This is a genomic window from Melittangium boletus DSM 14713, assembly GCF_002305855.1.
Taxonomy (GTDB): domain Bacteria; phylum Myxococcota; class Myxococcia; order Myxococcales; family Myxococcaceae; genus Cystobacter; species Cystobacter boletus.
The window spans coordinates 172755-193378 of sequence record NZ_CP022163.1; the positions used below are offsets into that span (position 1 = coordinate 172755).

Below are 20624 nucleotides of genomic sequence, written 5' to 3' on the forward strand. Positions count from 1 at the left end.
GATGTGCCAGCGGGCCGGGGAGGCAAACACCCGTGGATCCAACACGTTGGCTCGCTCGCCCCGGGCTGGAGGGTCGGAGATCGGGAAGAATTACCGTTCCGTTCCCTCCATGGGCAGAAGAATGGAGGCGATGGCGTCCAGCGTGCCGTCCTGGAGAAAAGCGGCGCCCACCTCCTCCAACAATCGGGCGAGCGTACTGTTCACCCGGCGGCGCAACTCCTCCCGGGCCGCCTCGGGGACCGCGGGCTCCAACACCGCCAGTGCGCGGGAGGCGACATCCGGCTTGAGGCGTGGAGCCTCGGGAGTGCCCTCGAAGAGTCGAGTCCCCAACTCCGCGCGGCGCGCCTTGGGCAGCGGCCGGGGATCCACGCGGCCCTCCAACACGGCCTGGGCCACGGTGGCGGCGAAGAAGCGGTCCATGCCCAGCTCGGGCGGCGCCTCCGAGAAGCGGGCGAGCACCTCGCGCGCCTGGGAGGGCGAGCCTCCGAGCAACGCGCCCAGGAGCGCCACCTGCGCCTCGGCCCGGGCGAGGACGTCCTCACTGGCGGCCAGCTCCCGGCGCGAGCGGAAGGGCACCGGCTCCGCCCCGGGCACCTTCAACGTGCGCCGGGGGCGCTTGCGGCGCAGGGCCTCCACGGCCACGGCCTCCTCGGGGAAGAGCAGCGGCGTGCCGTCCACCTGCGCGAGCGGCGTCTTCATCAGCCGGTCCGCGCGGAACTTGAGCGAGAGCGTCAGGGAGAAGCCCACCTGGAAGATGCGCTGCATCTCCGTGTCTCGCACCACCTGGGCGGCGAGCGAGGGCTTGCCTCCCGTCAGGTGTTCGAGCCCGAGCAGCAGGTAGTCCCGGGCCATCTCACCCACGCGGCGGATGGCGTCCAGGTCGCCGGGCTCCTCCACCTCGGCCACCAGCGTGGCGTTGGCCAGGTGGCGCAGCTCCGCCTCCAGGTTCTCGCGCTCGCGCTCGTCCAGGGCGCTGAAGGCCGCCTCCAGGTAGTCCGGCTGCTCGCGCTGGGCCACGAGCGCCGCGCTCACCTCGGGCGAGGGCGCGGGTCCAGTCTCCACCCGGCTGAAGAGCCGCACCGCGTCCTCCAGCGGCGGAAAGCCCAGGTCCTGCAACCGCGCGGTGCGGAAGCGGTAGGCCGCCTCCTCCAACTCACCCGGCACGTCCCAACGCGTGGCCTCCAGGAAGCGGATGGTCTCGAAGGGGTTGTCCGCGATGAGATCCGTGAGGAGCGTGCGCAGGGTGGCCAGCTCCACGCCCTCGATGCCCTTGAACTCCACCAGGTAGCGGCCCTCGGGCGTCTCCATCGTCACGCCCTCCACGTGCACGTCCGGGTTCTCCTCCAGGTCGTGGATGACGGTGAACTCGCGCACGAGCAGTTGCAGCACCTCGGCGTCCGCCTTGCGCAGCTTCTGGAGGAACTCCTCACCCGACTCGCCTCGCGCGGCGCGCAACCAGGCGAGCGCCGTGTGCTTGTTCAGCTCGTCGCGCTTCCACGCGCCCAGGTCCACGAAGGTGCGGAACTGCTCGGGCGAGACGAGCTGCACGAGTTCCCCCGCGTCCTCCAGACCCACCTCCATGACGGTGAAGTAGAGGTCCTCCGCGGGCAGCGAGCGCACCAGCGCCCGGGCGTGGCTCGACTCCAGGAGGACTTCCATGCGCTTGCGGCCGGAGACCGCCGCGAGCTGCCGGCGCACGGTGCTCAGCGCGCGTTGGGTGTCCTCTGCCCTGCTTCCCTGTCCATTGCCATTGCCGTTCGACACGGCGGCATCCCTACCACGGTTTCGAATCCCGTCGGGGACACTGAAACTGGGGCCGGAAGCCGCGATCTCCGTTCAACGGTGATAGACGGCGCGTGGGGTCCACCCACCATGCCGCTCAGGAGCGACAAATGATGAAGATGCGTTGGATGTGGGTCTGGGCGCTCTCGCTGGCGGCCCTGGGACATGCGGATGCCTCGCCAAGTGGTGAGCCGGATGCCCAGCGCGTGGTGCTCGCTTATGCGGAGCCGGAGTGTTCGCCGGAGAAGAACTGGAAGTGCCTGTGTGTGGGGACTCCCGGCACGGCGACGTCCCAGCTCGAGGAGATTGGCGTGGATCTGAACGTCCTGAAGACGAGCGGATGGCCATGCGTCAAGGGGGACTTCGACCAGGACGGCCAGCCGGATTACGCATTCCCGGGCAAGGACTATTCGTGCAACCAGTCCGTGCCCGTGCGGGTGATCTTCACGCGTGGCGGACGGGTGAGGGAGGTGGGGGCGCTGCCGCGCGAGGTGAGCTGCCTCCAGCTCTACGGTCCAAGGTCCAAGCCCGGCCGCTATGGAGTCCCCAAGACGGCGCGGCAGGGACTCGTCGATTGGGGCGAGGGCAATGCCACGTGGGTCTACCTGTTCAACGGAAAGAAATGGCGCGCGACCTCCCACCTGTCCGAATCCCGGTAGTGCGTAGACCCTCATGATCGCCGCGTCCCACGGCCCCGTGCATCGCCCAGCGCCCGCCGGAGGTCCGCCCAGACGGGCCGCACCGCGAGCGCCGCTCCGGACTCCCCGGGCACCGCCATGGCGCGCACCGAGCAGTCCCTAGCCATGCGACAAGCGCGCAAGTTGATATCGGAGTGCGCCGCGTCGTGAATCCGCGCCGAGTTGTTGTGCGGCTCGAAGGATCTGGAGTCCATGTGATGAACGAGCAGCTCGACTTCCTGTTTCAAGGGCTCATCGGCAAGAACACCTACCTCCCAACCGAACTGGGTGCTCCCGCGCGTGTCCATCACGGCGAGCACTATGCTGTCGTCAATTCGAGTTGGAAGACCGACACCTTCAACCTCATCATCAGCAAGCAGTTGGGGGAGGCGGCTCCGAAAGTGGTCGAGCGTTGGTGCTCGGAGTTCAATGACGCGAAGCTGCCGGCGGCCTGGTGGACCTGTGATGAGCTCCGGGACGAGCCCGTCGCGCCCTTGCTGCGGCGCCTGCACTTCGTGGAGGACGAGGTCGACGTCGGGATGATCGCCGACCTGGACACGCTGCCCGCCCTGGACTACCCGGCTGGACTGGAACTCAAGCAGGTCACCACAGAGGAAGAGGTGGTGGCCTTCGGGCGCCTCATCGCCTCGCTGTTCGATCCGCCAGACGTCTTCGTGACGTCCTTCTATGAAAGGGTGGCCCGGCTCGGGCGGTGGGAGGAGCGGCCGTTGAAGCTGTTCCTCGGGAGTGTCGACGGCCGCCCGGTAGCCACCAGTTCCATCTATCTGGACGGAAAAGGGGGGGCTCACATCTTCGACATCAGCACCCTGGCCGAGGTCCGCCACCGGGGTTTCGGCTCGGCCATCACCCACTTCTCCCTCGCGTTCGCGCACGGGCTCGGTGCGCGGCGAGGAGCCCTCCAGGCCGCGCCAGACGGCGTGAACATCTACCGGCGGATAGGCTTTCGCGAGCTGTGTACCTTCCGCATCTACTCGAACAAGCAGGCCATCTTCTCACAGCTTCCGCGATAACCCGAACCCCTCAATCGTGAGACCGTGAGAGGCCCCACGGGCCTCGGCTCAGGCATGGCGCGCTTCGCACCAGGCCTTCACCGCGTCCATGTCCTTCTCGAGGGCCTTGGCGATGAAGCCCTTGAGGAGCGGCGTCGTGAGCTTCGCGAGGAGCTTGTGGGGGCGCGCTTCCATGACCAGGGTCAGCTCACTTCCCCCCTCGCGGGGCACGACCGTGAAGACCGAGTCCCACACGGTCCCCTGGGAGTCCGACACGAGCCGGATGCGCTCGCCCTCGATGTACTCGGTCACCTCGAGCACGGTGGCGGCCTCCCTCCCGTTCATCAGCCGCGTCTCGCGGAAGCGAGTCCCGACCCCTACCCGCTGCTCGCTCAGGAAGTCCACCCGGACGATGTGCGGTACCGCCTTCGAGAAGTTCGTGATGTCCGCCACCGTGGAGAACACCCGCGCCGTGGGGGCGGCGATGTGACGGACGCTGGTCATGGTGCTCATGGGTCCATCATGGCACGTCGCCAAAGGATCCGTCGGTCTCGGGTAGCATGAGGGCGTGCGCGTTCCCTCCGCTCCTCCTCGTCCGCTCGATGGTGCCTTGCCGCTCTGGCCTCCGCTGCTGGCCGCGCGAGGCCCGGGAGCGAGCAGTTCAGGCCATACCCATCACGCCATGCACCTGGTGCTGGGTCTGGATGGCCCGGTGCGCGTGCGGGCAGGGGCGGGACCCTGGGAAAGCATGGCGGGCGTGCTGACCGCCCCCGATGTGCCTCATGCGCTCGACGCGGAGGGCCGCGACGTGCTGCTGGTCTTCCTCGACCCGGAGAGCGAGGTGGGCGCGGCGCTCGGGGCCCTCTTCACGGGGGCCGTCCGGCCGATCTCCGACTCGGAGCGGGATGTCCTCGCCCGGGAGGCCGAACCCGCGCGCCTCATGGGCTCGGAGGGAGTGGCGTGGACCCGGTTGGTGGCGGAGGCGCTGGGCGCGGGGACGTCTTCCGCTCCGCGCTCCATCCACCCCCGGGTGAGGAAGGTTCTCCGGCTGCTGCGCGACCTGCCCCCCGAGGGAGACGCCTCGCTTCCCACGCTCGCCGCGCAGGTGGGCTTGTCCCCCGGGCGCTTGATGCACGCCTTCACGGAGTCCATCGGGTTGCCGCTGCGGCCCTACCTCGCCTGGCTGCGGCTCCAGCGCGCCGCCGCGGGCATCGTGTCGGGCATGTCCCTGGGTGAGGCCGCGCATGCCGCGGGCTTCACCGACTCGGCGCACATGTCGCGCACCTTCCGGCGCATGCTGGGCATGCCGCCCTCGGCGTTGCGGCCTCCGCCGTAGCCAACTCGTACAAGCCAGAGCCGGAGGCGTGCGGTACATCCCCCGCATGATGACGAACCGGACCGAAGGCCTTCTCCCCTGGCAATGGAAGCTCTACGCGGGCAATCACGCCGAGCGCCGCAACCTGCTGCTGCATGGGGTGTCGGTGCCCGTGTTCCAATTGGGCACGGTGCTGCTCGTGGCCTCGCCCTTCACGGGCCTGGCGTGGGCATTGCCCGGAATCGCCGCCATGGTGGGCGCGGTGGCGGTCCAGGGCCGGGGCCACCGTCGCGAAACGACTCCACCTGTCCCCTTCCAGGGCCCCCTCGACGTCTTCGCCCGCATCTTCCTGGAGCAGTGGGTGACGTTCCCCCGGTTCGTGCTGTCGGGCGGCTTCGCCCGGGCGTGGCGCGCGACGAGTTCGGGGACGCGGTAGGTTCAAGGCCACCACGCACGCCTTCATGGGTACTCTCCGGGTTCATGACCTTTCTCTTGGGTCATCCAATCCAATACATACCCAGGACCTCCGATACGGCGACCCCCTTTCATGAGCCAGTCCCGATGCGAGTCTTCGTGTTATGGACACCGCGTCTCACGGCTTGGCGAGGAAGGCCCTGAAATGCTCACGCGCCCAAGTGAACTGGAGCCGGGAACCCAGGTGGGCCGCTGGCGCGTGGTGGAGCGTCTGGGCATCGGCGGCCAGGGCGCGGTCTACCGCGTGGAGGACATGGAGCACCCCGGCGACTTCTATGCCCTCAAGCTCGCGCTGTATCCCCAGGATGCGCGGGCCGAGCGCGAGGTCGCCCTGATGATGACCCGGGCCGTGCACCCGGGCGTGGCTCGCTTCCACGGCTGTGCCCGCTGGCCCCACCCTCGCCATGACGTCCTCGGTTTCCTCATGGACTGGGTGCCCGGCCTCCCTCTTCACCTGTGGGCCGAAACAGGGGACATCACGTTCCGGCGGCTCGCCGAGGTCGGCGGCAAGGTGGCGCTCACCCTGGACGAATTACACGCCCGGGGCGTGCTCCATCGCGACCTCAAGCCCGAGCACATCATCATTCGCGAGACCGACGGGGAGCCCGTCCTGCTCGACTTCGGCGTGGGTTGGTACGAGGGCGCCGTTCCGCTCACCACCGGCCCCCTGCCGCCAGGGACGTTGCACCTGCTCAGTCCCGAAGCCATCCGCTTCCTCTGGAAAAGCCCTGAGCGCCCCGGCGAGCACTACGTCTTCCACCCCACGGATGACCTCTACGCCCTCGGTGTCTGTCTCTACCGGGCCGTGACCGGGCATTACCCCTTCCCCGAGCGCCTACCGCCAGACCTGCTGCAGTACGCCATCGTCCATCAGGCGCCGCCAGCTCCCGTGGAGGTGAATCCTCGGGTGCCTCGGGCGCTCAGCGAGGTCATCGTCCGCCTGCTGGCGAAGACGCCTCAGGCTCGCTACCCGAGCGGCAAGGCCGTCCACGAGGCTCTGGCGGCGACCCAGTCCGGAGTGGAGTGGGACAGCTGTCTCTTCGACCGGGAGGAGGCGGAAACGGGACGTATCCACCGACCCGAACGCCCCCGGTTGTCCTGGACGGAGCCCCCTTCCCCTATACCCGGGACACGGAAGCGGCGAGGCGACTGGCCGTGGCGGCTCGGACTCGCGGCGGCGGTACTGTGGTTGCTCCTGCCTGGCGCGCTCTCCTCGCGAGACACCCCGATACCTCCCATTCTGGCCGAGGAGCGGACGACCGATGCGCGAGTCGGGCCCACACCGCCCCGCCCCAAGGCAGAGCCCCGCCCGGTTCCCAATCAGAAGCACGCACCGTGTACGGCGGAATTCGAGTTGGAATTCTCCGGAGCATGTTGGCTCCCCCTGAAGCATCAACCTCCGCGCTGTCCACCCCAGGCCGTGGCTCACGAGGACATGTGCCTCCTGCCCGTGGCGGCCCCGCGCTCCGTTCCGGTCAGCGTGGATGGAGGGGCGCCCGAGACTCGATGACTCGCCCTCTGGGCAAGGCCTCCGCGCTTCTTCTCCACCCGGAACAAAGCAGCACCGCCATCACACACGCCTTCATAGGAACATGCCAAGTCCAGCAGGAACGACAGGGGCAGGCTCACCTCACGGGCAGGGATAGTCGTCTTGCATTTATTGCTTCCCGAGCTGTCTATCCCAGTCATACAATTTCTCAAGCAGATCCGCCGTACAAGCACCGGACACATGCTCAAAGGCTAGCGGGTCGAGCGCCGTGAGTCGCTGACGCTGAAATGCCGGATCGGCGACCACATCCCGGTGTTTTAGTCCACGCGCGAAGGAGAGGACACGAGGCATCTGTCGGAGGATTGCTTCGATGCTGTCTTCCCGCGTCGCTCGCGCCATCCGTTTCACAGCCATTTCCAGTCTCTTGTGGACCGAGGCCTCTCCCGCTGGGCACCACGCATCCATGGCCCAATCACATGAAGCGCTTAACAGTTCCTCGAGAGTGAGCTCGGCATCGAATGTATTGAAGAGGTAGCGCGCGGACCGGAGGGGTTCCCAGAAGCGGAGCACCGCCTGGAGGCGAAGTGCCGTGCGCGCCGCGCTCACCGGGCCAGTTGGCGAAGTCGCGAAGTACAGTGCGCCCCAAGCCGTTTCCCGACAAAACGCCTCATACGCATCCCTCACGGGAAACACATTCTGCCAGTCCAAGGATTCATACAATCCGCTCATGACATCCGACGCCAGATACAGCCGCCAAGCTGGGCGCTCGTGATGAAAGTCGGCTACCTCGTGAACCATCACCACTTCTCCGAGGGGTACTTCCAGCATCTGATGTGGAGAAGGGAAAGAACTGTTCTTGAGATACTGCTCGCCGCACCGCTTTCCCTCCTTCCGCGTCTTCTGGCGAACCGTGGAGTACATGCCATGAAGGAAGGACGGCATTTGAAGAGAAGACATCTGTTCAGGCACCATGGAGCGCGTCCATTCAAAGCGGATCATCTTCGAGGAAGGGACATACCCGCGGCGGCGGGCACCTGCGCCGAAGGAGGGGCGGGTGGTGGTCGCGCTGGGAATGGGATGACCTGTCCACCTCCTTGAGCGGGGGGATGGTGAATTTCAGAACCCATCCGGCCAAGGAGCACTCCCGAAAAGAAGCCCGTCGCGGCGTTGCCCATGACTTCGATAACGATGCCAACAGCCCCACTAATGATAGCGAGCTGTTCGCGTCGACTGATCATCCCTTCCACAGCTTGTCCCACCCAACCGCCGTACTCCCGCATCTCCTGTTCAGTGAGTTCCACCCACTGCCCCGCTTCATACGCCGCCGCCTCGAACTCAAAACGTTGCCTGCTGCGGGTCCAACGGTACTGGACTACTCCTGGCTCCGTGGTCTGCCACTCCAGACGCCAGATGTATTGCCCCCGTGCGAAACGAATCAGGATCTCTCCTCGGAAATCCGTGCCCGCGTTGAAGGTACCGCCGATCAAGACAGACCTGTTGAGTGCAGCCAGGTATGCTTGTGCCTCCTGGCGGCCCTCCCTTAAACCCTGGTCATTCCAAGGTTTGATCTCGAAAAGATTCCGACTGGAGAGATCAATGATGTCCGGGCGTAGGTTACGCTCGTTCTTGAGGAGCCGCGACGGGTCCCCAATCCCTCTATCCGCTAGAACTTCGGAGATTGTCCTGGTGTTGTAAAAGACACGATTCTGTGGGTAGTTCAGGCCGTACATATACCCAATCAGCCGGTGCGCGGCATTACCGAGGAAGAATGCCCAGGGCATCTCCGAGTCAGGCTTCCGGCCGGGGACATGATAGCCCGGCCCAGCCGGAGTGGAGGAATCCCCACCCGCTCCCATGGTCAGTAGGATTTGCGGCATCCGAGGGGACATGGACGGATTGAACCGTCGCACGCCCGAGTCGCATGTGGGAGGAACCTGCTTGATTGGCGTCATGGCGCAACCTGCAAGTACCCACGTGAGGAACAGGAGCGACCAAGAACGCATGGCCCGAAGCCTGGATGAACATTCGACGAATGCACTCACGGCATTTCCCTGTTTTTGCCACCGCCCGTGGGGCGACCCCCGCTCCACCCCGTGCATCGCCGTCACTCGCGCCCGCTTCGCGTTCGCGGAACGGGCTCCCCCCGCGGATTCAGCCCTTCAAACTGCCCAGCAACGCGTCCCACACCTCGTCCAGGCCCAGCTTCTCCGTGGCCGAGAAGGACAACACCGCCTCGCGCGGCAGGGACAACTGCTCGGCGAGCGCCGCGATCCGGGGCTTGCGCTTCGCCTTGGGCAGCCGGTCGATCTTCGTGGCCACCACCAGGATGCGCCGGTAGTTCTGCAAGTAGTCGAGCGTCTGGAAGTCGTCCGGGGTGGGTCCCACCTCGGAGTCGATGATGCTCACCACGACCTTCAGGTCCCGGCGCTTCTCCAGGTAGGTGGTGATCATCGACTGCCACTCGGCGCGCTCGCTCTTGCTCACCTTGGCGAAGCCGTAGCCAGGCAGGTCGCAGAAGCGCACCAGGTGCGGCTTGCCGTCGCGCTCCACGTCCACGTCGAAGAAGTTGAGCGTCCGGGTGCGTCCGGGGGTGTTCGACACGCGCACGAGCTTCTTGCGGCCCGTGAGGGCGTTGATCATGGACGACTTGCCCACGTTGGAGCGGCCCACGAAGGCGATCTCCGGGGCGAGGCTGGTGGGGTAGCCCTTGGGCTCCACCGCCGTGGTGAGGAAGCGGGCGTCGAGAATCTTGATCACGCTATTTCTTCTTGGAGGCCTCGGGCGGGGGACTCTCCGCGCGAGGGTTCTTGTTGCCGGCCCGCTCGGCGGACCAGTGGTCGATGGCCTTGAGGGACTCGACGAAGTTGAAGGGCTTGAGCGACGGAGAAGAAGCGTCGTGGCAGGTGCGGCACGCCTTCTCCGAGGGGTCCACGAGGCCCACCAGCCGCGCCAGCTCCGCGTCCTTCATCACGTAGGAAGGCGAGTAGTACTGACCGGCGCCGTGGCACGTCTCGCACGTGACATGCGACACGCCCTGGGAGGCCTGGTCCGGCGCATGGCAGGACAGGCAGCGGGCGTCCTTCTGCTGGGCCGGGCTGAGCGAATCGCCGGCCCGCGCATGCTTGGACTGCATCCAGGCGTCATAAGCCGCCGGGTGGCAGCCCTTGCAGCTCTCCGGGCCGAGGAGATCCGCCGCCCCGGCGGCACCGCACAGGCCGAGGGCGAACACGAGGGACAGGAGCGAGGGACCGTGAGCACGCATCGGTCCGGTCACTAGCAGACGCATGTGGGGGGAGCAAGGCGCGGGTAGGAAACACAAGCCAGGGAGCGCTTGAGCCGACACGAACGAATCCGCTACATCCTGGGGGCATGAAGACCCTCACCCTCGTCGCCGTGCTCCTCGCCGCCGCGCCCGTGGTGGCCAAACCCTGGCAGGGCATCGAACCCGGACAGGCTCGGCGTGACAGTGTCATCAAGAAATTCGGAGAGCCCTCCCGCACCATCACCCAGGGTGGCAAGGAGATCATCGCCTACTTCGACCAGAAGGCCATCCCGGGCACCCAGCAGGTGCAGTTCACCGTGGATCCGGGCACCCAGCAGGTCGAGCGCATCTCGGTCTTCCCCGGCCCCGTCGTGGACAAGGAGTCGGTGGAGAGCACCTACGGTCCGCCCTGCCCTCCGGGCAAGGCGCCCGCCAGCGCCTGCTACCAGAAGAAGATCACGGACGAGTTCCGCACCTACCTCTTCTATGCCCGGCTGGGGCTGGCCGTGTTCCTCAACGCGGACGGCAAGACGGTGCAGTCGCTCACCTTCACCGCTCAGAGCACGAAGTAGGCCCGGGTGAAGATCTACGGACTGACGGGCGGCATCGCCTCGGGCAAGAGCACCGCGAGCCGGATGTTCCGCGAGCAGGGCGCCGAGGTGCTGGACGCGGACGTGCTCGCGCGCGAGGTGGTGGAGCCGGGCACGCCCGGGCTCGCGGCGGTGGCGAAGCGCTTTCCCGGCGTGGTGGGGCCCGATGGCCAGCTGGACCGGGCGAAGCTGGGCACGCGCATCTTCGGGGACCCGGCCGAGCGCGCCGCGCTCAACGCGCTGCTCCATCCGCTCATCCGCGAGCGCTTCCTGCAACGCACCCAGGCGCTCGCCGAGTCGGGGGTGAAGCGCCTCCTCTATGACGTGCCCCTGCTCATCGAGAGCGGGCTGCACGAGACGATGGAGGGGGTGGTGCTGGTGTGGGTGCCCCGGGACATCCAGCGACAGCGGCTGATGCGGCGCGATGGCCTGTCCGAGGAGGCCGCGGAGGCGAGGCTCGCCGCCCAGTTGCCGCTGGACGGCAAGCGCGCGCACGCCCACTGGGTGGTGGACAACTCGGGAAGCCCGGAGTCCACCCGTGAGCAGGTGCACGCCGTGTGGACAGAGCTGCTCGCGCGAAGCTAGGCCGGAGCGGGTTCCACTGTATGCTCCCCGCCCCATATGAGTGACACGCGCAAGGAAGCCCGTGCCGAGGCCGGGACGTACTTCATCACCGGCTACCCGGGCTTCATCGGCAAACGGCTGGTCGAGCACATCCTCCGCGAGGAGCCCAAGGCCCACGTCTACGCCCTGGTGCAGCCCAAGCATTTCAAGGAGGCCCAGCAGCTGGCCACCCGGCTCAAGGGGGTGGGGGGCACGCTGGAGCTGCTCACCGGCGACATCGTGGACATGCACCTGGGCCTGTCCGGCGAGGAGTACCAGCGGCTGTGCGCGCGGGTGACGCACATCTACCACCTGGCCGCGGTCTTCTACCTGGGCGTGCCCAAGGAGACGGCCTGGCGCGTCAACGTGGATGGCACGCGCAACGTGCTGGAGCTGGCGCGCGACTGCGAGCACCTCCAGCGCTTCAACTACTTCTCCACCTGCCATGTGTCCGGCGACCGGCTGGGCGTCATCGCCGAGGACGAGCTGGACTGCGGCCAGTCCTTCCGCAACGTCTACGAGGAGACGAAGTTCCACGCCGAGCAGCGCATCCAACGCGCCGCCTCGAGCCTGCCCGTCACCATCTTCCGCCCGTGCAGCGTGGTGGGCGACTCGCGCACCGGGGAGATCGACCGCTTCGAGGGCCCCTACTACCTGGGCATCCTCCTGGTGACGAGTCCGCTCGTCATGCCCCTGCCCCTGCCCGGCAACGGCGTGGCCCCGCTCAACGTGGTGCCCGTGGACTACGTGGTGCAGGCCGTCTGGGCGCTGTCGCATGATCCTCGCGCCGTGGGCCGCACCTTCCACCTGGTGGACCCCAACCCCATGAGCGCCCGCCGCGTCTACGAGCGCATCGCCGAGCAGTCGAACAAGAAGCTGCCCCGCTTCAACCTCTCGGCCCGGGCCGCGGATGTGATGCTGCGCCTGCCCGTGCTGGAGAAGCTCGCCCGGCCCCAGCGCGCCGCGCTCGGCTACGTCAACCACCTGGCCATCTACAACTGCCACAACACCCTGGAGCTGTTGGACGGCACCGGCATCCGTTGCCCTCCCCTCGCCTCCTACCTGGAGCAGCTCGTGGCCTACGTGCGCGAGCAGTACCGCCGGCGCCGCGAGAGCTCCTCCGAGGTGGAGGATCCCCTCGATCTGAGTCCCCCGCCCTCCGCCGAGGACGACACCGACGCCGAGCCCCCGCGGAGCCGCTGACCCATGCGCCACGTTCTCTCCACTCTGCCCCTCCTGGGCCTCTCCGCCCTGCTCGGCGCCGGTTGTCTCGCCACCACCGAGCCTCCCGTCGTGAAGGATCCCTGCGAGCCCAACCCCTGCACCCAGGGGGATAAAACCACCTGCTTCAACGACAACGGCCGCGCGAGCTGTCTGTGCAAGCAGGGCACGATCCCCCGGCCCAATGGCTCGTGCGAGCCCGTCTCCGCGGCCAACTGCCCCGAGCACGCGGGCGACGGCTCCGAGCCGGATGACTGCATCGCCCGGGCGCTCCCGCTCGCGCCCAACACCCCGGTCACCGAGCGGACCATCGAGCCCGTGGGCGACTACGACTTCTTCCGGATCGACGGCGCCGCGCGCAACGTCTACACCCTCTCGGCGGAACCCGGGACGGGCTCGATCCTGCCTCGCCTGGACGTCTTCGATCAGCAGGGCGTCTGGCTGACGGCGCTGGATGGCTCACCCAAGGTGACGCTCGGATTCAAGGCCCGCGTCGGCGCGCCCTACTACGTGCGCGTGAGCCACTCCCCGAAGGATCCCTCGGCGGGCACCGGTGGGTACACCCTGAACCTCGCGACGCCCGTGGTGGACGACCATGGGGACACGACCACCGAGGCCACCACCTTCACCCCGAGCCCCGCGGGCAGCGGCTCACCCGCCACGATCTCCGGCCGCTTCGAGTACGGGCAGGACGACGACTTCTTCTCCTTCCCCGTGGTGTTCAACGCCATCTACCGCATCGAGTTCGACACCGCCTCCGGCCGCGTCATCCCCGCGCTCGCCGCCTTCATCCGCGAGGACGTGAAGAACCCATTCCGCACCGCGCAAAACGCCTTCATCGAGTTCAGGGCGGACTCGAGCACCACGGTGTACCTGGATCTCTACTCGGGAAGCGCGGAGCCGGGCAGCTACGCCTTCAGAGTTCTCGAGTACCGTTAGCGCCCCGCGTCAGGATGACGTCCTGGTCCAACAACTGGACCAGGACGCGCATCGTCTCCAACCGGGACATGCCCGAGACGGAGAAGAGCGCCTCGTAGCTCAGCAGTCCGTCGATGCGCGACAGCAGGAAGCCCATGCGTGCATCCAGGCTGAGCTTCATCAACTCCGCCATGCGCAGCTTCAACAGGGGCACCTGCCGGGTGTCTCCCAGCCTCGCCTCCAGAGCGGCCCGCTGCGCGTTCTCGCACCGCCCGCGCGCCGCCGCCAGCCGCTCATCCGCCGGATCACACTCCTCGGCCTTGCGCAGCAGCTCCAACGCGCTCGTCACATCTCCCAGCGCGAGCAGTTCCTCCACGCCCACCAGCAGCGTGCTCACCTCGCGCGACCCCTCGAGCGGAAGCTCCTCCTCCGCGGGGGCGCGGGCCGCCACCTCGGACTCGGCCAGGAAGGCCAGCACGTCGGCCGTGATGGACGGCATGGACGCCGTCTCCCCGGCCAGCAACATCTCCTCGTCCTCCAACAGGACGACGCTCACCTCCACCTGGGACGGAGTCGCGGGTGCCTCGGCCATCACGCCCAGGGCGGACGCGGCGAGCACCTGCGGCGGCACGCTGGACTGCGAAGAATCGCTCTGCATAAGCCACCCCCTTGCCCCGCGCCTTGGGGGGAAACGAAGCCCGAGAACAGAAAAACCGGGAAAGCGCAACGGCCTTTGAAAATCCTAGATCCTCACAGGGCTGTCCGTCAACGCCCCGGGTGGATTTTTGCAGGCTGAGAATAAGCGCGGGGTTCGGCGACGACGCGCCCCCCGGCGGGGCGCATCCTCGTGGGAGGCGCGGCACCCGGCCGGAGCGGCGGTGAGGCGAGGACTCAGGCCCTGAGGGCGCGCTCGAGCAGGCGGACGCCCTGATCGAGATCGTCGTGAGACACGGTGTAGGCCGGGGCGAAGCGCAGCGTCTTCTCGCCTGCGGCGTTGAGGAGCAGGCCGAACTCGCGGCACTTCGCGATGATGGGGGCGGCGTCCTGGAAGAGCTCCACACCGATGAGCAGGCCCATTCCGCGCACCTCCTTGATGACGGTGGGCAGACGGCCCTGCAGGTCGCGCAGGCGGCCGAGGAAGAACTCGCCCTTCTGCGCCACGTCGCGCAGCAACTGCGGCTCGCTCACCTTTCGGGCGACGACATTGGCCGCGACGGCGGCGATCAGGTTGCCGCCGAAGGTGGAGCCGTGGGTGCCCGGCGTCAGGCTCTTCCCGGCCTCCTCGGTGCACAGCATGGCGCCAATGGGCATGCCATTGCCGAGCGACTTGGCCAGGCTGATGGCGTCCGGGAGGATGCCCTCGTGCTGGTAGGCGAAGACCTTTCCGGTGCGGCCCATGCCGGTCTGGATCTCATCCACGAGCAGCAGCAGCCCCTGCTCGTCGCACAGGGTCCGCAGGGCCTTGAGGAAGCCCTGGGGCGCCTGACGCACGCCGCCCTCGCCCTGGATGGGCTCCACGAGGATGGCCGCGGTGCGCTCGCTCACCGCCTTGCGCACGGCGTCGATGTCGCCGTAGGGCACGTGGGTGAAGCCCTCGGGCAGCGGCTCGAAGCCCTTCTGGTACTTCGGCTGTCCGGTGGCCGTGAGCATGGCCAGCGTGCGGCCATGGAACGAGTTCTCGAAGCAGATGACCTCGTAGCGGCCCGGCTGGCCCCGGTCCTTCTGCACCTTGCGCGCGAGCTTGACCATCGCCTCGTTGGCCTCTCCGCCCGAGTTGCAGAAGAAGGCGCGCTGCAGGCCCGACGCGGCGGTGAGCCGGGCGGCCAGGTCGATCTGCGGCTGCGAGTAGAAGACGTTGGACACGTGCCACAGCTTGTCGATCTGCCCGCGCACCGCCGCCACCACCTCGGGGTTGCAGTGGCCCAGGCCGCACGTGGCGATACCGCTGAGCAGGTCCAGGTACTCGCGCCCATCCGCGTCCCACACGCGCGAGCCCAGCCCGCGCTCCAGAACGATGGGCTGCTGCTTGTAGTTCTGCAGCAGGTGCGCCTTGGCCTTGTCGATCCACTGCTCGTTCTTGGCCGTGGACGCGGAGCCTCGCGGCGCGGCATCCGCCTTGAGGGAGCTCAGGGAAGACAGGGACGACATGGGGGATTCTCCTGGGGGGGATACGACTAGAGGATGTAACGCGAGAGATCTTCGTCCTGCACCACGGACGCGAGCCGCTCGCGTACGTAGACCGCATCGATGCGCAGGGTCTTCGGTCCCTGCTCACTTGCCGTGAATGATACCTCGTCGAGCAATCGTTCGAGCACCGTGTGCAAGCGTCTGGCCCCGATGTTTTCCGTCCGCTCATTGACGTCCTGGGCGATGCGGGCGATCTCCGCGACGGCATCATCGGAAAAATCCAGGCGCACTCCCTCCGTATCCAGCAGGGCGGTGTATTGACGCAGGAGCGAATTTCGGGGCTCGCGCAGGATGCGCACCAGGTCCTCGCCGCTGAGCGGCTCGAGCTCCACGCGGATGGGGAAGCGGCCCTGGAGCTCCGGGATGAGGTCGCTCGGCTTGGAGACGTGGAAGGCGCCCGCGGCGATGAAGAGCATGTGGTCCGTCTTCACCTGGCCGTACTTGGTGTTGACGGTGGAGCCCTCGACGATGGGCAGGATGTCGCGCTGCACGCCCTCGCGCGACACGTCCGGGCCACCCTTCCCCCCGCCCTCGCGGCTGGCGATCTTGTCGATCTCGTCGATGAAGATGATGCCGCTCGTCTCCGCGCGGACGATGGCCTCGCGGTTGACGCGATCGGTGTCCACCAGCCGCGCGGACTCCTCCTGCTCCATGAGCTTGAGGGCCTCGGGGGCGCGCACCTTGCGCCGCCGCGAGCGGTTCATGCCCGGCATGTTCTTGAAGAGATCCTGCAGGTTCACGCCGATCTCCTCCATGCCCTGGCCGGAGAAGTTGCGCATGAAGGTGGGCGAGCCGCCCTCGGCCGTCTCCACCTCCACCTCTTGATCATCGAGCGTGCCGGCGCGCAGGCGGGCGCGCAGCTTCTCGCGATCGGCGTCGCCAAGCCGGGGCACGGCGGGAGGAGGCGGCGGAGGAGCCATGAAGCCCATGCCTCCTGACGGACGCGCGGCGGGGCCATTGCCTGACAGGATCTGCGCGAGCCGGTCCTCGGCGAGCTCGAGGGCGCGCTCGCGGACCTTCTCCAGCTCCTCGTCGCGCACGAGCGCGATGGAGGACTCCACGAGGTCGCGCACCATGGACTCGACGTCGCGGCCCACGTAACCCACCTCGGTGAACTTGGAGGCCTCCACCTTGACGAAGGGGGCCTGGGCGAGCTTCGCGAGCCGCCGGGCGATCTCCGTCTTCCCCACGCCCGTGGGGCCGATCATGATGATGTTCTTGGGGTGGATTTCGTCACGCAGGTCATCGGAGACCTGCTGGCGGCGCCAGCGGTTGCGCAGGGCGATGGCCACGGCGCGCTTGGCGGCGTTCTGGCCAACGATGTAGCGGTCCAGCTCGCCCACCACTTCGCGAGGCGTGAAGGCGGGGATCTTGCGTGGGTTGCTCACGGCGGGGCTCCCTCAGAGCTCTTCGTAGGTGATGTTGGAGTTGGTGTAGACGCAGATGTCGGCGGCGATCTGCATGGAGTGGGTGGCCACCTCGCGCGCGGACAGCTGGGTGTGGGCCATGAGGGCCCGCGCGGCGGACAACGCGAAGGAGCCCCCGCTGCCCACGGCGGCGATGCCGTGGTCCGGCTCGATGACGTCACCCGCGCCGGAGAGGATGAACGTCTTCTCGCGGTCGGCCACGATGAGCAGCGCCTCCAGGCGGCGCAGGAAGCGGTCGGTGCGCCAGTCCTTGCCCAGCTCCACGCACGCGCGGGCAAGGTTCTTCTGGTGCTCCTTGAGCCGGGCCTCGAAGCGCTCGAAGAGCGTGAAGGCGTCGGCGGTGCTGCCCGCGAAACCGGCGAGCACGGAGCCGTCGCCGATGCGGCGGACCTTCTTCGCCGTGTTCTTCATGATGGTCTTGTCGAGACTGACCTGACCGTCGCCCGCGATGACGACCTTCGACTCGCGGCGCACACAGAGGATGGTGGTGCCATGGAACATCCCTGGGGTTTAACAAGCGCGCCCGGACGTTTCCACGAGACTCCCACGGCACTTCGCGATGGCTGTTGGCCGCCTCACGCCCGGGGGTGCGCCGCGTCGTAGACGGCCTGGAGCTGTTCCCAGCTCACGTGGGTATAGCGCTGGGTCGTGGACAGGCTCGCGTGGCCGAGCAATTCCTGGATGCTGCGAATGTCCGCCCCGCCCCCGAGCAGGTGCGTGGCGAACGAGTGGCGCAGGGCGTGCGGGCTCACCTTGCGCTGCAGCGCGCACGCCAGCACGTGCGCGTCCAGGTGCCTCGCGATGCTGCGCGGCGTCAGCCGGCCCCCCCGGTAGTTGAGGAACACCGCCTCCGGATCCTGCCCCTCGCGTGGCTCGGCGAGCAGCTCTCCCCGGCGCGCCAGGTACGCCTCGAGCGCGCGGATGGACTGCGCGTTCACCGGGCACAGGCGCTCCTTGCTGCCCTTGCCCATCACCCGGATGATCCGCCCCGAGTGGTCCACGTCCAGCAGGTTCATGCCGCACAGCTCGCTGATGCGCAGGCCTCCGCCATAGAGGATTTCCAGGATGGCCCGGTCCCTCAGCCCCAGCACCGTGTCCGTCGAGGGGACCTCGAGGATGGCGAACAGCTCGTCCACGGGCAGCACCTTGGGCAGCTTCTTGGGCTGCTTGGGGCTCTTCACGAGCTTGGCCGGACTGCCGGGCAGGAGCTTCTGCCGCACCAGGTACTTGTAGAAGCTCTTGATGCTCGCGAGCTTGCGCGCGCGGCTCGCCGGGGCGTGCTCCACCGCGAGGGTGCCCAGGTAGCCCCGGATGGCCGCGTGCGAGGCCGACAACAGGGTCAGCTTCATCCGCTCGATCAGGTAGCGCTCGAAGTCCACCAGGTCGATGAAGTAGTTGCGCACGGTGTGGGGACTGGCGCCCTTCTCATCCACGAGATGGACCCGGAACTTCTCCAACAGGGGCGACAGCGCGGCGGTGCTCATGGGTGGCCCCTAGCGTAGACGCCACCCGGGCTCCCGCAAGCTTCCGCCAGGAAGACGGATGCGGGGCCCGGTCGCGAGGACGTACTCCGGGTACTATACTGGGGCCGGGGCGCCGCCCTGTCCGGCCCCCTCATGCCAGGAGAGCCACCTTGATCAGCCAGAGCGGTCCCGAGCGGCGTCGCCATCCCCGTCACCGGGTGCGGCTGCGCATCCAATTCCTGCGGGGCGAGAGCGAGGTCGCGGGAGAGATCTTCAACATCTCCCGCTCCGGGTGCCTGCTCGTCACCCCCGTGACGATGCGCGTGGGCGAGCAGTTCACCGTCCACCTGCCCACCATCGGAGGGCATACCCAGGTCATCCAGGTGGTGCGCGTCCGCCCGGTGGGCATGTGGTACGTCGTGGCCGTCAACTTCGAGCCCCAGCTGCTCGACGAATCCGTCCTGCTCCAGCTCGCCAGCCAGGACCCGGGCCCCCAGGAAGAGCCCGAACAACTCTTCTGAGCGCGGCTACCCCTCCTTGCGCGCCACCAGGAGGTGCAGGCACCCGGTGTCCTCGGTCCACACCTCCGTGGAGCGCACGCCGGGCAGCCCATCCAGCAACCGCAGGAGTTCTTCCGGCTCCCGGTAGATGAGATACCAGTCCAGCGCGCTCTCGGTGAAGAAGTGCATGGGGTTGCGGCTGTTGAAGTTGCCCAGCACCAGACGGCCACCCGGGGCCAGTCCGTCCCAGAGCTTCGTGGTGAGCCGCCGCGCGAAGCGCTCCGTCAGGTAGTCATAGAGGCCGATGGAGTAGATGAAGTCCTGGGAGGCGGGGACGAGCTCGCTGCGGTTGCGCAGCAACTCCAGCACCGAGCCACACCACAGCCGCAGGGCCTCGTGCCGGGTGGCGGGCAGCGCGCCCACGCGCGTGAAGTGGCCGAGCGCCGAGTCCAGCGCGCCCTGATCCTGGTCCATCAGCGTCACGCCATCGAAGGAGATGTCACACGCCACCGCGACGAGCTCGGGCGCCGAGCCGGACGCCACGTTCATCACCCGGCGGGCTCCGCGCGCGTGCTCCTCGCGCAGCAGCGCGCTCAGTTGATCCCGGCGATTGCGCACCGCCTGGAAGCCCGGCAGCTCCAGCGCCCACGTGTCCATCCAGCGCTCGAGGTGCGTCTCGCCCTCGGGCTCGCGCCGGTAGAGGGCTTCCATCATCAGGAAGTCTCCCGCGTAGCCCCGGGGCTTCTCCCAGCAGCGTCGCAGCACCGCGCTCTTCCAGAAGAAAGGACCGGCCTCGGCCCGGAAGCGTTCCTGCTCCGGCGAGGCACGCGCGAGGCCCGGTGAGTCCGGCGTGCTCCCCGCGCGCCAGACCTCGAGCAACAGCGTGCCGAGCCGCGCCGCGTCCTCGGGCGTGGGAGGGTTTGCGATCCGTTCGGAATTTTCCAACTCCTCCAACCACGCACACAGCGTGGAGAGTGCGGTTTCGAACGGTGCGGATAACGAGGGGGCGGCAGAGCGGCGGGTGAGCGGGTTCAAGGCGGTCGTACCTACCTGTGGCGCACGCGCAGTCCCCGAACGGAGGACCCGGAGGGATCATTGTGTCAGAATCAACGGACCATGCCATCGCTTACCAACCAGGAATGTGTGCAGCGGATGGGGCTCGCTCCGGATTCGGCAACGGTAAGGGGTCTCATCTTCAACGCGGTCTTCAAGCTGGTGAAGCAGCACCACGGCGATGCCGCCGCCAATGACTTGCGCTCCCTCATCTCGAAGAAGCCGCTGGTGGACTTCTTCTCCTACCCCGCTCGCGACTTCCTCCAGGTGCTCTTCAAGGCGGCCGAGCAACTCTCGCCTCAATACGGTTCGAGAGAAGCGGCCATCCGGGCCTGTGGCGCGGCGGCGGTCGGAGGCTTCTTCGACTCCGGCGTGGGCCGGACGCTGACCAGCATCATCGGCAAGGGAGACCCCAAGCGGCTCTTCTCCAACGCGCCCACGGCCTACTCCACCACCGTGAGCTACGGCCGGCGCGAGTGCACGGTGCTCGGTGAGCGCAAGCTGTGCCTGCGCTTCACCGGCGACATGCAGCCGGTGGAGTTCCACCAGGGCCTGCTGGAGGCGGCGCTCCGGGGCGTGGGCTGCCAGGGCCGCGTGGAAGTGCGCCGGTTGGGACTCGACGAGGCGGACTACCTCATCGAGTGGTGAGTCAC

24 protein-coding genes are annotated in these 20624 nt (G+C 67.7%); 11 read left to right on the plus strand and 13 right to left on the minus strand.

Annotated elements, in window-relative coordinates; translation table 11 throughout:
* Window positions 1-90: 90 nt before the first annotated feature.
* Window positions 91-1764, minus strand: coding sequence for a DUF6178 family protein (locus tag MEBOL_RS00750; RefSeq protein ID WP_095975620.1), 1674 nt, complete (start codon window positions 1762-1764; stop codon window positions 91-93).
* Window positions 1765-1892: 128 nt separating this feature from the next.
* On the opposite strand from MEBOL_RS00750, the gene MEBOL_RS00755 reads away from it, so the two are divergent.
* Entirely contained in the window at window positions 1893-2441 is a 549-nt protein-coding gene (locus MEBOL_RS00755; RefSeq protein ID WP_095975621.1) for a hypothetical protein, read from the plus strand.
* Window positions 2442-2452: 11 nt separating this feature from the next.
* Here the strand turns inward: MEBOL_RS00755 and MEBOL_RS00760 are convergent, their stop codons facing one another.
* A complete protein-coding gene (locus MEBOL_RS00760) occupies window positions 2453-2674 on the minus strand; it encodes a hypothetical protein (protein WP_095975622.1) in 222 nt (73 codons plus the stop codon).
* Window positions 2675-2677: 3 nt separating this feature from the next.
* Here MEBOL_RS00760 and MEBOL_RS00765 point away from each other — a divergent pair, with 3 nt between their 5' ends.
* Window positions 2678-3490, plus strand: coding sequence for a GNAT family N-acetyltransferase (locus MEBOL_RS00765; protein ID WP_095975623.1), 813 nt, complete (start codon window positions 2678-2680; stop codon window positions 3488-3490).
* Window positions 3491-3538: 48 nt separating this feature from the next.
* Here MEBOL_RS00765 and MEBOL_RS00770 read toward each other — a convergent pair whose 3' ends face one another.
* Window positions 3539-3982, minus strand: coding sequence for an SRPBCC family protein (locus tag MEBOL_RS00770; RefSeq protein WP_095975624.1), 444 nt, complete (start codon window positions 3980-3982; stop codon window positions 3539-3541).
* A gap of 55 nt (window positions 3983-4037) precedes the next feature.
* Here MEBOL_RS00770 and MEBOL_RS00775 point away from each other — a divergent pair, with 55 nt between their 5' ends.
* The 3 genes from MEBOL_RS00775 (at window position 4038) to MEBOL_RS00785 (ending at window position 6768) form a co-directional block, all read left to right on the plus strand.
* Window positions 4038-4805: an AraC family transcriptional regulator gene (locus tag MEBOL_RS00775; protein ID WP_095975625.1), complete on the plus strand. Its 768-nt coding sequence runs from the start codon at window positions 4038-4040 to the stop codon at window positions 4803-4805.
* Window positions 4806-4833: 28 nt separating this feature from the next.
* Entirely contained in the window at window positions 4834-5220 is a 387-nt protein-coding gene (locus tag MEBOL_RS00780; protein ID WP_245919333.1) for a terminase, read from the plus strand.
* Window positions 5221-5403: 183 nt separating this feature from the next.
* Window positions 5404-6768 (plus strand): serine/threonine protein kinase, encoded by a 1365-nt coding sequence (locus MEBOL_RS00785; protein WP_095975626.1) that lies wholly within the window; start codon window positions 5404-5406, stop codon window positions 6766-6768.
* 147 nt (window positions 6769-6915) lie between these two features.
* On the opposite strand, the gene MEBOL_RS00790 is transcribed toward MEBOL_RS00785, so the two are convergent.
* The 4 genes from MEBOL_RS00790 to MEBOL_RS00805 form a co-directional block, all read right to left on the minus strand.
* The gene (locus MEBOL_RS00790) at window positions 6916-7719 is read right to left on the minus strand and encodes a hypothetical protein (protein WP_095982488.1); all 804 of its coding nucleotides are present in this window, start codon (window positions 7717-7719) and stop codon (window positions 6916-6918) included.
* A 23-nt stretch (window positions 7720-7742) separates the two neighbouring features.
* Window positions 7743-8528, minus strand: coding sequence for a hypothetical protein (locus tag MEBOL_RS00795; protein WP_095975627.1), 786 nt, complete (start codon window positions 8526-8528; stop codon window positions 7743-7745).
* 370 nt (window positions 8529-8898) lie between these two features.
* Window positions 8899-9504, minus strand: coding sequence for a ribosome biogenesis GTP-binding protein YihA/YsxC (gene yihA / locus MEBOL_RS00800; protein WP_095975628.1), 606 nt, complete (start codon window positions 9502-9504; stop codon window positions 8899-8901).
* A 1-nt stretch (window position 9505) separates the two neighbouring features.
* Window positions 9506-10009: a cytochrome c3 family protein gene (locus MEBOL_RS00805; protein ID WP_095975629.1), complete on the minus strand. Its 504-nt coding sequence runs from the start codon at window positions 10007-10009 to the stop codon at window positions 9506-9508.
* 107 nt (window positions 10010-10116) lie between these two features.
* Here MEBOL_RS00805 and MEBOL_RS00810 point away from each other — a divergent pair, with 107 nt between their 5' ends.
* The 4 genes from MEBOL_RS00810 to MEBOL_RS00825 are packed head-to-tail and all read left to right on the plus strand — an operon-like array spanning window position 10117 to window position 13362.
* Window positions 10117-10581: a hypothetical protein gene (locus MEBOL_RS00810; protein WP_095975630.1), complete on the plus strand. Its 465-nt coding sequence runs from the start codon at window positions 10117-10119 to the stop codon at window positions 10579-10581.
* A gap of 6 nt (window positions 10582-10587) precedes the next feature.
* Window positions 10588-11184 (plus strand): dephospho-CoA kinase, encoded by a 597-nt coding sequence (gene coaE / locus MEBOL_RS00815; RefSeq protein WP_095975631.1) that lies wholly within the window; start codon window positions 10588-10590, stop codon window positions 11182-11184.
* 36 nt (window positions 11185-11220) lie between these two features.
* Window positions 11221-12405: an SDR family oxidoreductase gene (locus tag MEBOL_RS00820; protein ID WP_095975632.1), complete on the plus strand. Its 1185-nt coding sequence runs from the start codon at window positions 11221-11223 to the stop codon at window positions 12403-12405.
* Between the two features lie 3 nt (window positions 12406-12408).
* Window positions 12409-13362 (plus strand): hypothetical protein, encoded by a 954-nt coding sequence (locus tag MEBOL_RS00825; protein WP_095975633.1) that lies wholly within the window; start codon window positions 12409-12411, stop codon window positions 13360-13362.
* Here MEBOL_RS00825 and MEBOL_RS00830 read toward each other — a convergent pair.
* From MEBOL_RS00830 to MEBOL_RS00850, 5 genes are all read right to left on the minus strand, one after another.
* Window positions 13340-13999 carry a hypothetical protein gene (locus MEBOL_RS00830; RefSeq protein WP_095975634.1) on the minus strand — a complete coding sequence of 220 codons (660 nt, stop codon included), beginning with the start codon at window positions 13997-13999 and terminating at the stop codon, window positions 13340-13342. The genes MEBOL_RS00825 and MEBOL_RS00830 overlap by 23 nt on opposite strands.
* Window positions 14000-14232: 233 nt before the next feature.
* On the minus strand, window positions 14233-15489 hold the full coding sequence (locus MEBOL_RS00835; protein WP_095975635.1) for an aspartate aminotransferase family protein: 1257 nt from the start codon (window positions 15487-15489) through the stop codon (window positions 14233-14235).
* A gap of 26 nt (window positions 15490-15515) precedes the next feature.
* Window positions 15516-16916, minus strand: coding sequence for an ATP-dependent protease ATPase subunit HslU (hslU, locus tag MEBOL_RS00840; RefSeq protein WP_095975636.1), 1401 nt, complete (start codon window positions 16914-16916; stop codon window positions 15516-15518).
* A gap of 12 nt (window positions 16917-16928) precedes the next feature.
* Window positions 16929-17456 (minus strand): ATP-dependent protease subunit HslV, encoded by a 528-nt coding sequence (gene hslV, locus MEBOL_RS00845; protein WP_095975637.1) that lies wholly within the window; start codon window positions 17454-17456, stop codon window positions 16929-16931.
* A 74-nt stretch (window positions 17457-17530) separates the two neighbouring features.
* Window positions 17531-18439, minus strand: coding sequence for a tyrosine recombinase XerC (locus MEBOL_RS00850; protein ID WP_095975638.1), 909 nt, complete (start codon window positions 18437-18439; stop codon window positions 17531-17533).
* A 149-nt stretch (window positions 18440-18588) separates the two neighbouring features.
* Between MEBOL_RS00850 and MEBOL_RS00855 the strand changes: the two genes are divergently transcribed.
* Window positions 18589-18939, plus strand: a complete 351-nt coding sequence (locus tag MEBOL_RS00855) for a PilZ domain-containing protein (protein ID WP_245919335.1) — start codon at window positions 18589-18591, stop codon at window positions 18937-18939.
* 6 nt (window positions 18940-18945) lie between these two features.
* On the opposite strand, the gene MEBOL_RS00860 is transcribed toward MEBOL_RS00855, so the two are convergent.
* Window positions 18946-19863: a class I SAM-dependent methyltransferase gene (locus MEBOL_RS00860; RefSeq protein ID WP_245919336.1), complete on the minus strand. Its 918-nt coding sequence runs from the start codon at window positions 19861-19863 to the stop codon at window positions 18946-18948.
* A gap of 171 nt (window positions 19864-20034) precedes the next feature.
* Here MEBOL_RS00860 and MEBOL_RS00865 point away from each other — a divergent pair, with 171 nt between their 5' ends.
* Entirely contained in the window at window positions 20035-20619 is a 585-nt protein-coding gene (locus tag MEBOL_RS00865; RefSeq protein WP_245919338.1) for a DUF2378 family protein, read from the plus strand.
* Window positions 20620-20624 lie beyond the last annotated feature (5 nt).

Coding starts and splice junctions, on each gene's coding strand:
- MEBOL_RS00865 (WP_245919338.1), top strand. CDS start 20,035: ATGCCATCGCTTACCAACCAGGAATGTGTGCAGCGGATGGGGCTCGCT.
- MEBOL_RS00825 (WP_095975633.1), top strand. CDS start 12,409: ATGCGCCACGTTCTCTCCACTCTGCCCCTCCTGGGCCTCTCCGCCCTG.
- MEBOL_RS00805 (WP_095975629.1), bottom strand. CDS start 10,009: ATGCGTGCTCACGGTCCCTCGCTCCTGTCCCTCGTGTTCGCCCTCGGC.
- MEBOL_RS00760 (WP_095975622.1), bottom strand. CDS start 2,674: ATGGACTCCAGATCCTTCGAGCCGCACAACAACTCGGCGCGGATTCAC.
- MEBOL_RS00770 (WP_095975624.1), bottom strand. CDS start 3,982: ATGAGCACCATGACCAGCGTCCGTCACATCGCCGCCCCCACGGCGCGG.
- MEBOL_RS00785 (WP_095975626.1), top strand. CDS start 5,404: ATGCTCACGCGCCCAAGTGAACTGGAGCCGGGAACCCAGGTGGGCCGC.
- hslV (WP_095975637.1), bottom strand. CDS start 17,456: ATGTTCCATGGCACCACCATCCTCTGTGTGCGCCGCGAGTCGAAGGTC.
- MEBOL_RS00765 (WP_095975623.1), top strand. CDS start 2,678: ATGAACGAGCAGCTCGACTTCCTGTTTCAAGGGCTCATCGGCAAGAAC.
- MEBOL_RS00850 (WP_095975638.1), bottom strand. CDS start 18,439: ATGAGCACCGCCGCGCTGTCGCCCCTGTTGGAGAAGTTCCGGGTCCAT.
- MEBOL_RS00810 (WP_095975630.1), top strand. CDS start 10,117: ATGAAGACCCTCACCCTCGTCGCCGTGCTCCTCGCCGCCGCGCCCGTG.
- MEBOL_RS00790 (WP_095982488.1), bottom strand. CDS start 7,719: ATGGTGCCTGAACAGATGTCTTCTCTTCAAATGCCGTCCTTCCTTCAT.
- MEBOL_RS00820 (WP_095975632.1), top strand. CDS start 11,221: ATGAGTGACACGCGCAAGGAAGCCCGTGCCGAGGCCGGGACGTACTTC.
- MEBOL_RS00795 (WP_095975627.1), bottom strand. CDS start 8,528: ATGCCCTGGGCATTCTTCCTCGGTAATGCCGCGCACCGGCTGATTGGG.
- MEBOL_RS00830 (WP_095975634.1), bottom strand. CDS start 13,999: ATGCAGAGCGATTCTTCGCAGTCCAGCGTGCCGCCGCAGGTGCTCGCC.
- MEBOL_RS00835 (WP_095975635.1), bottom strand. CDS start 15,489: ATGTCGTCCCTGTCTTCCCTGAGCTCCCTCAAGGCGGATGCCGCGCCG.
- MEBOL_RS00755 (WP_095975621.1), top strand. CDS start 1,893: ATGATGAAGATGCGTTGGATGTGGGTCTGGGCGCTCTCGCTGGCGGCC.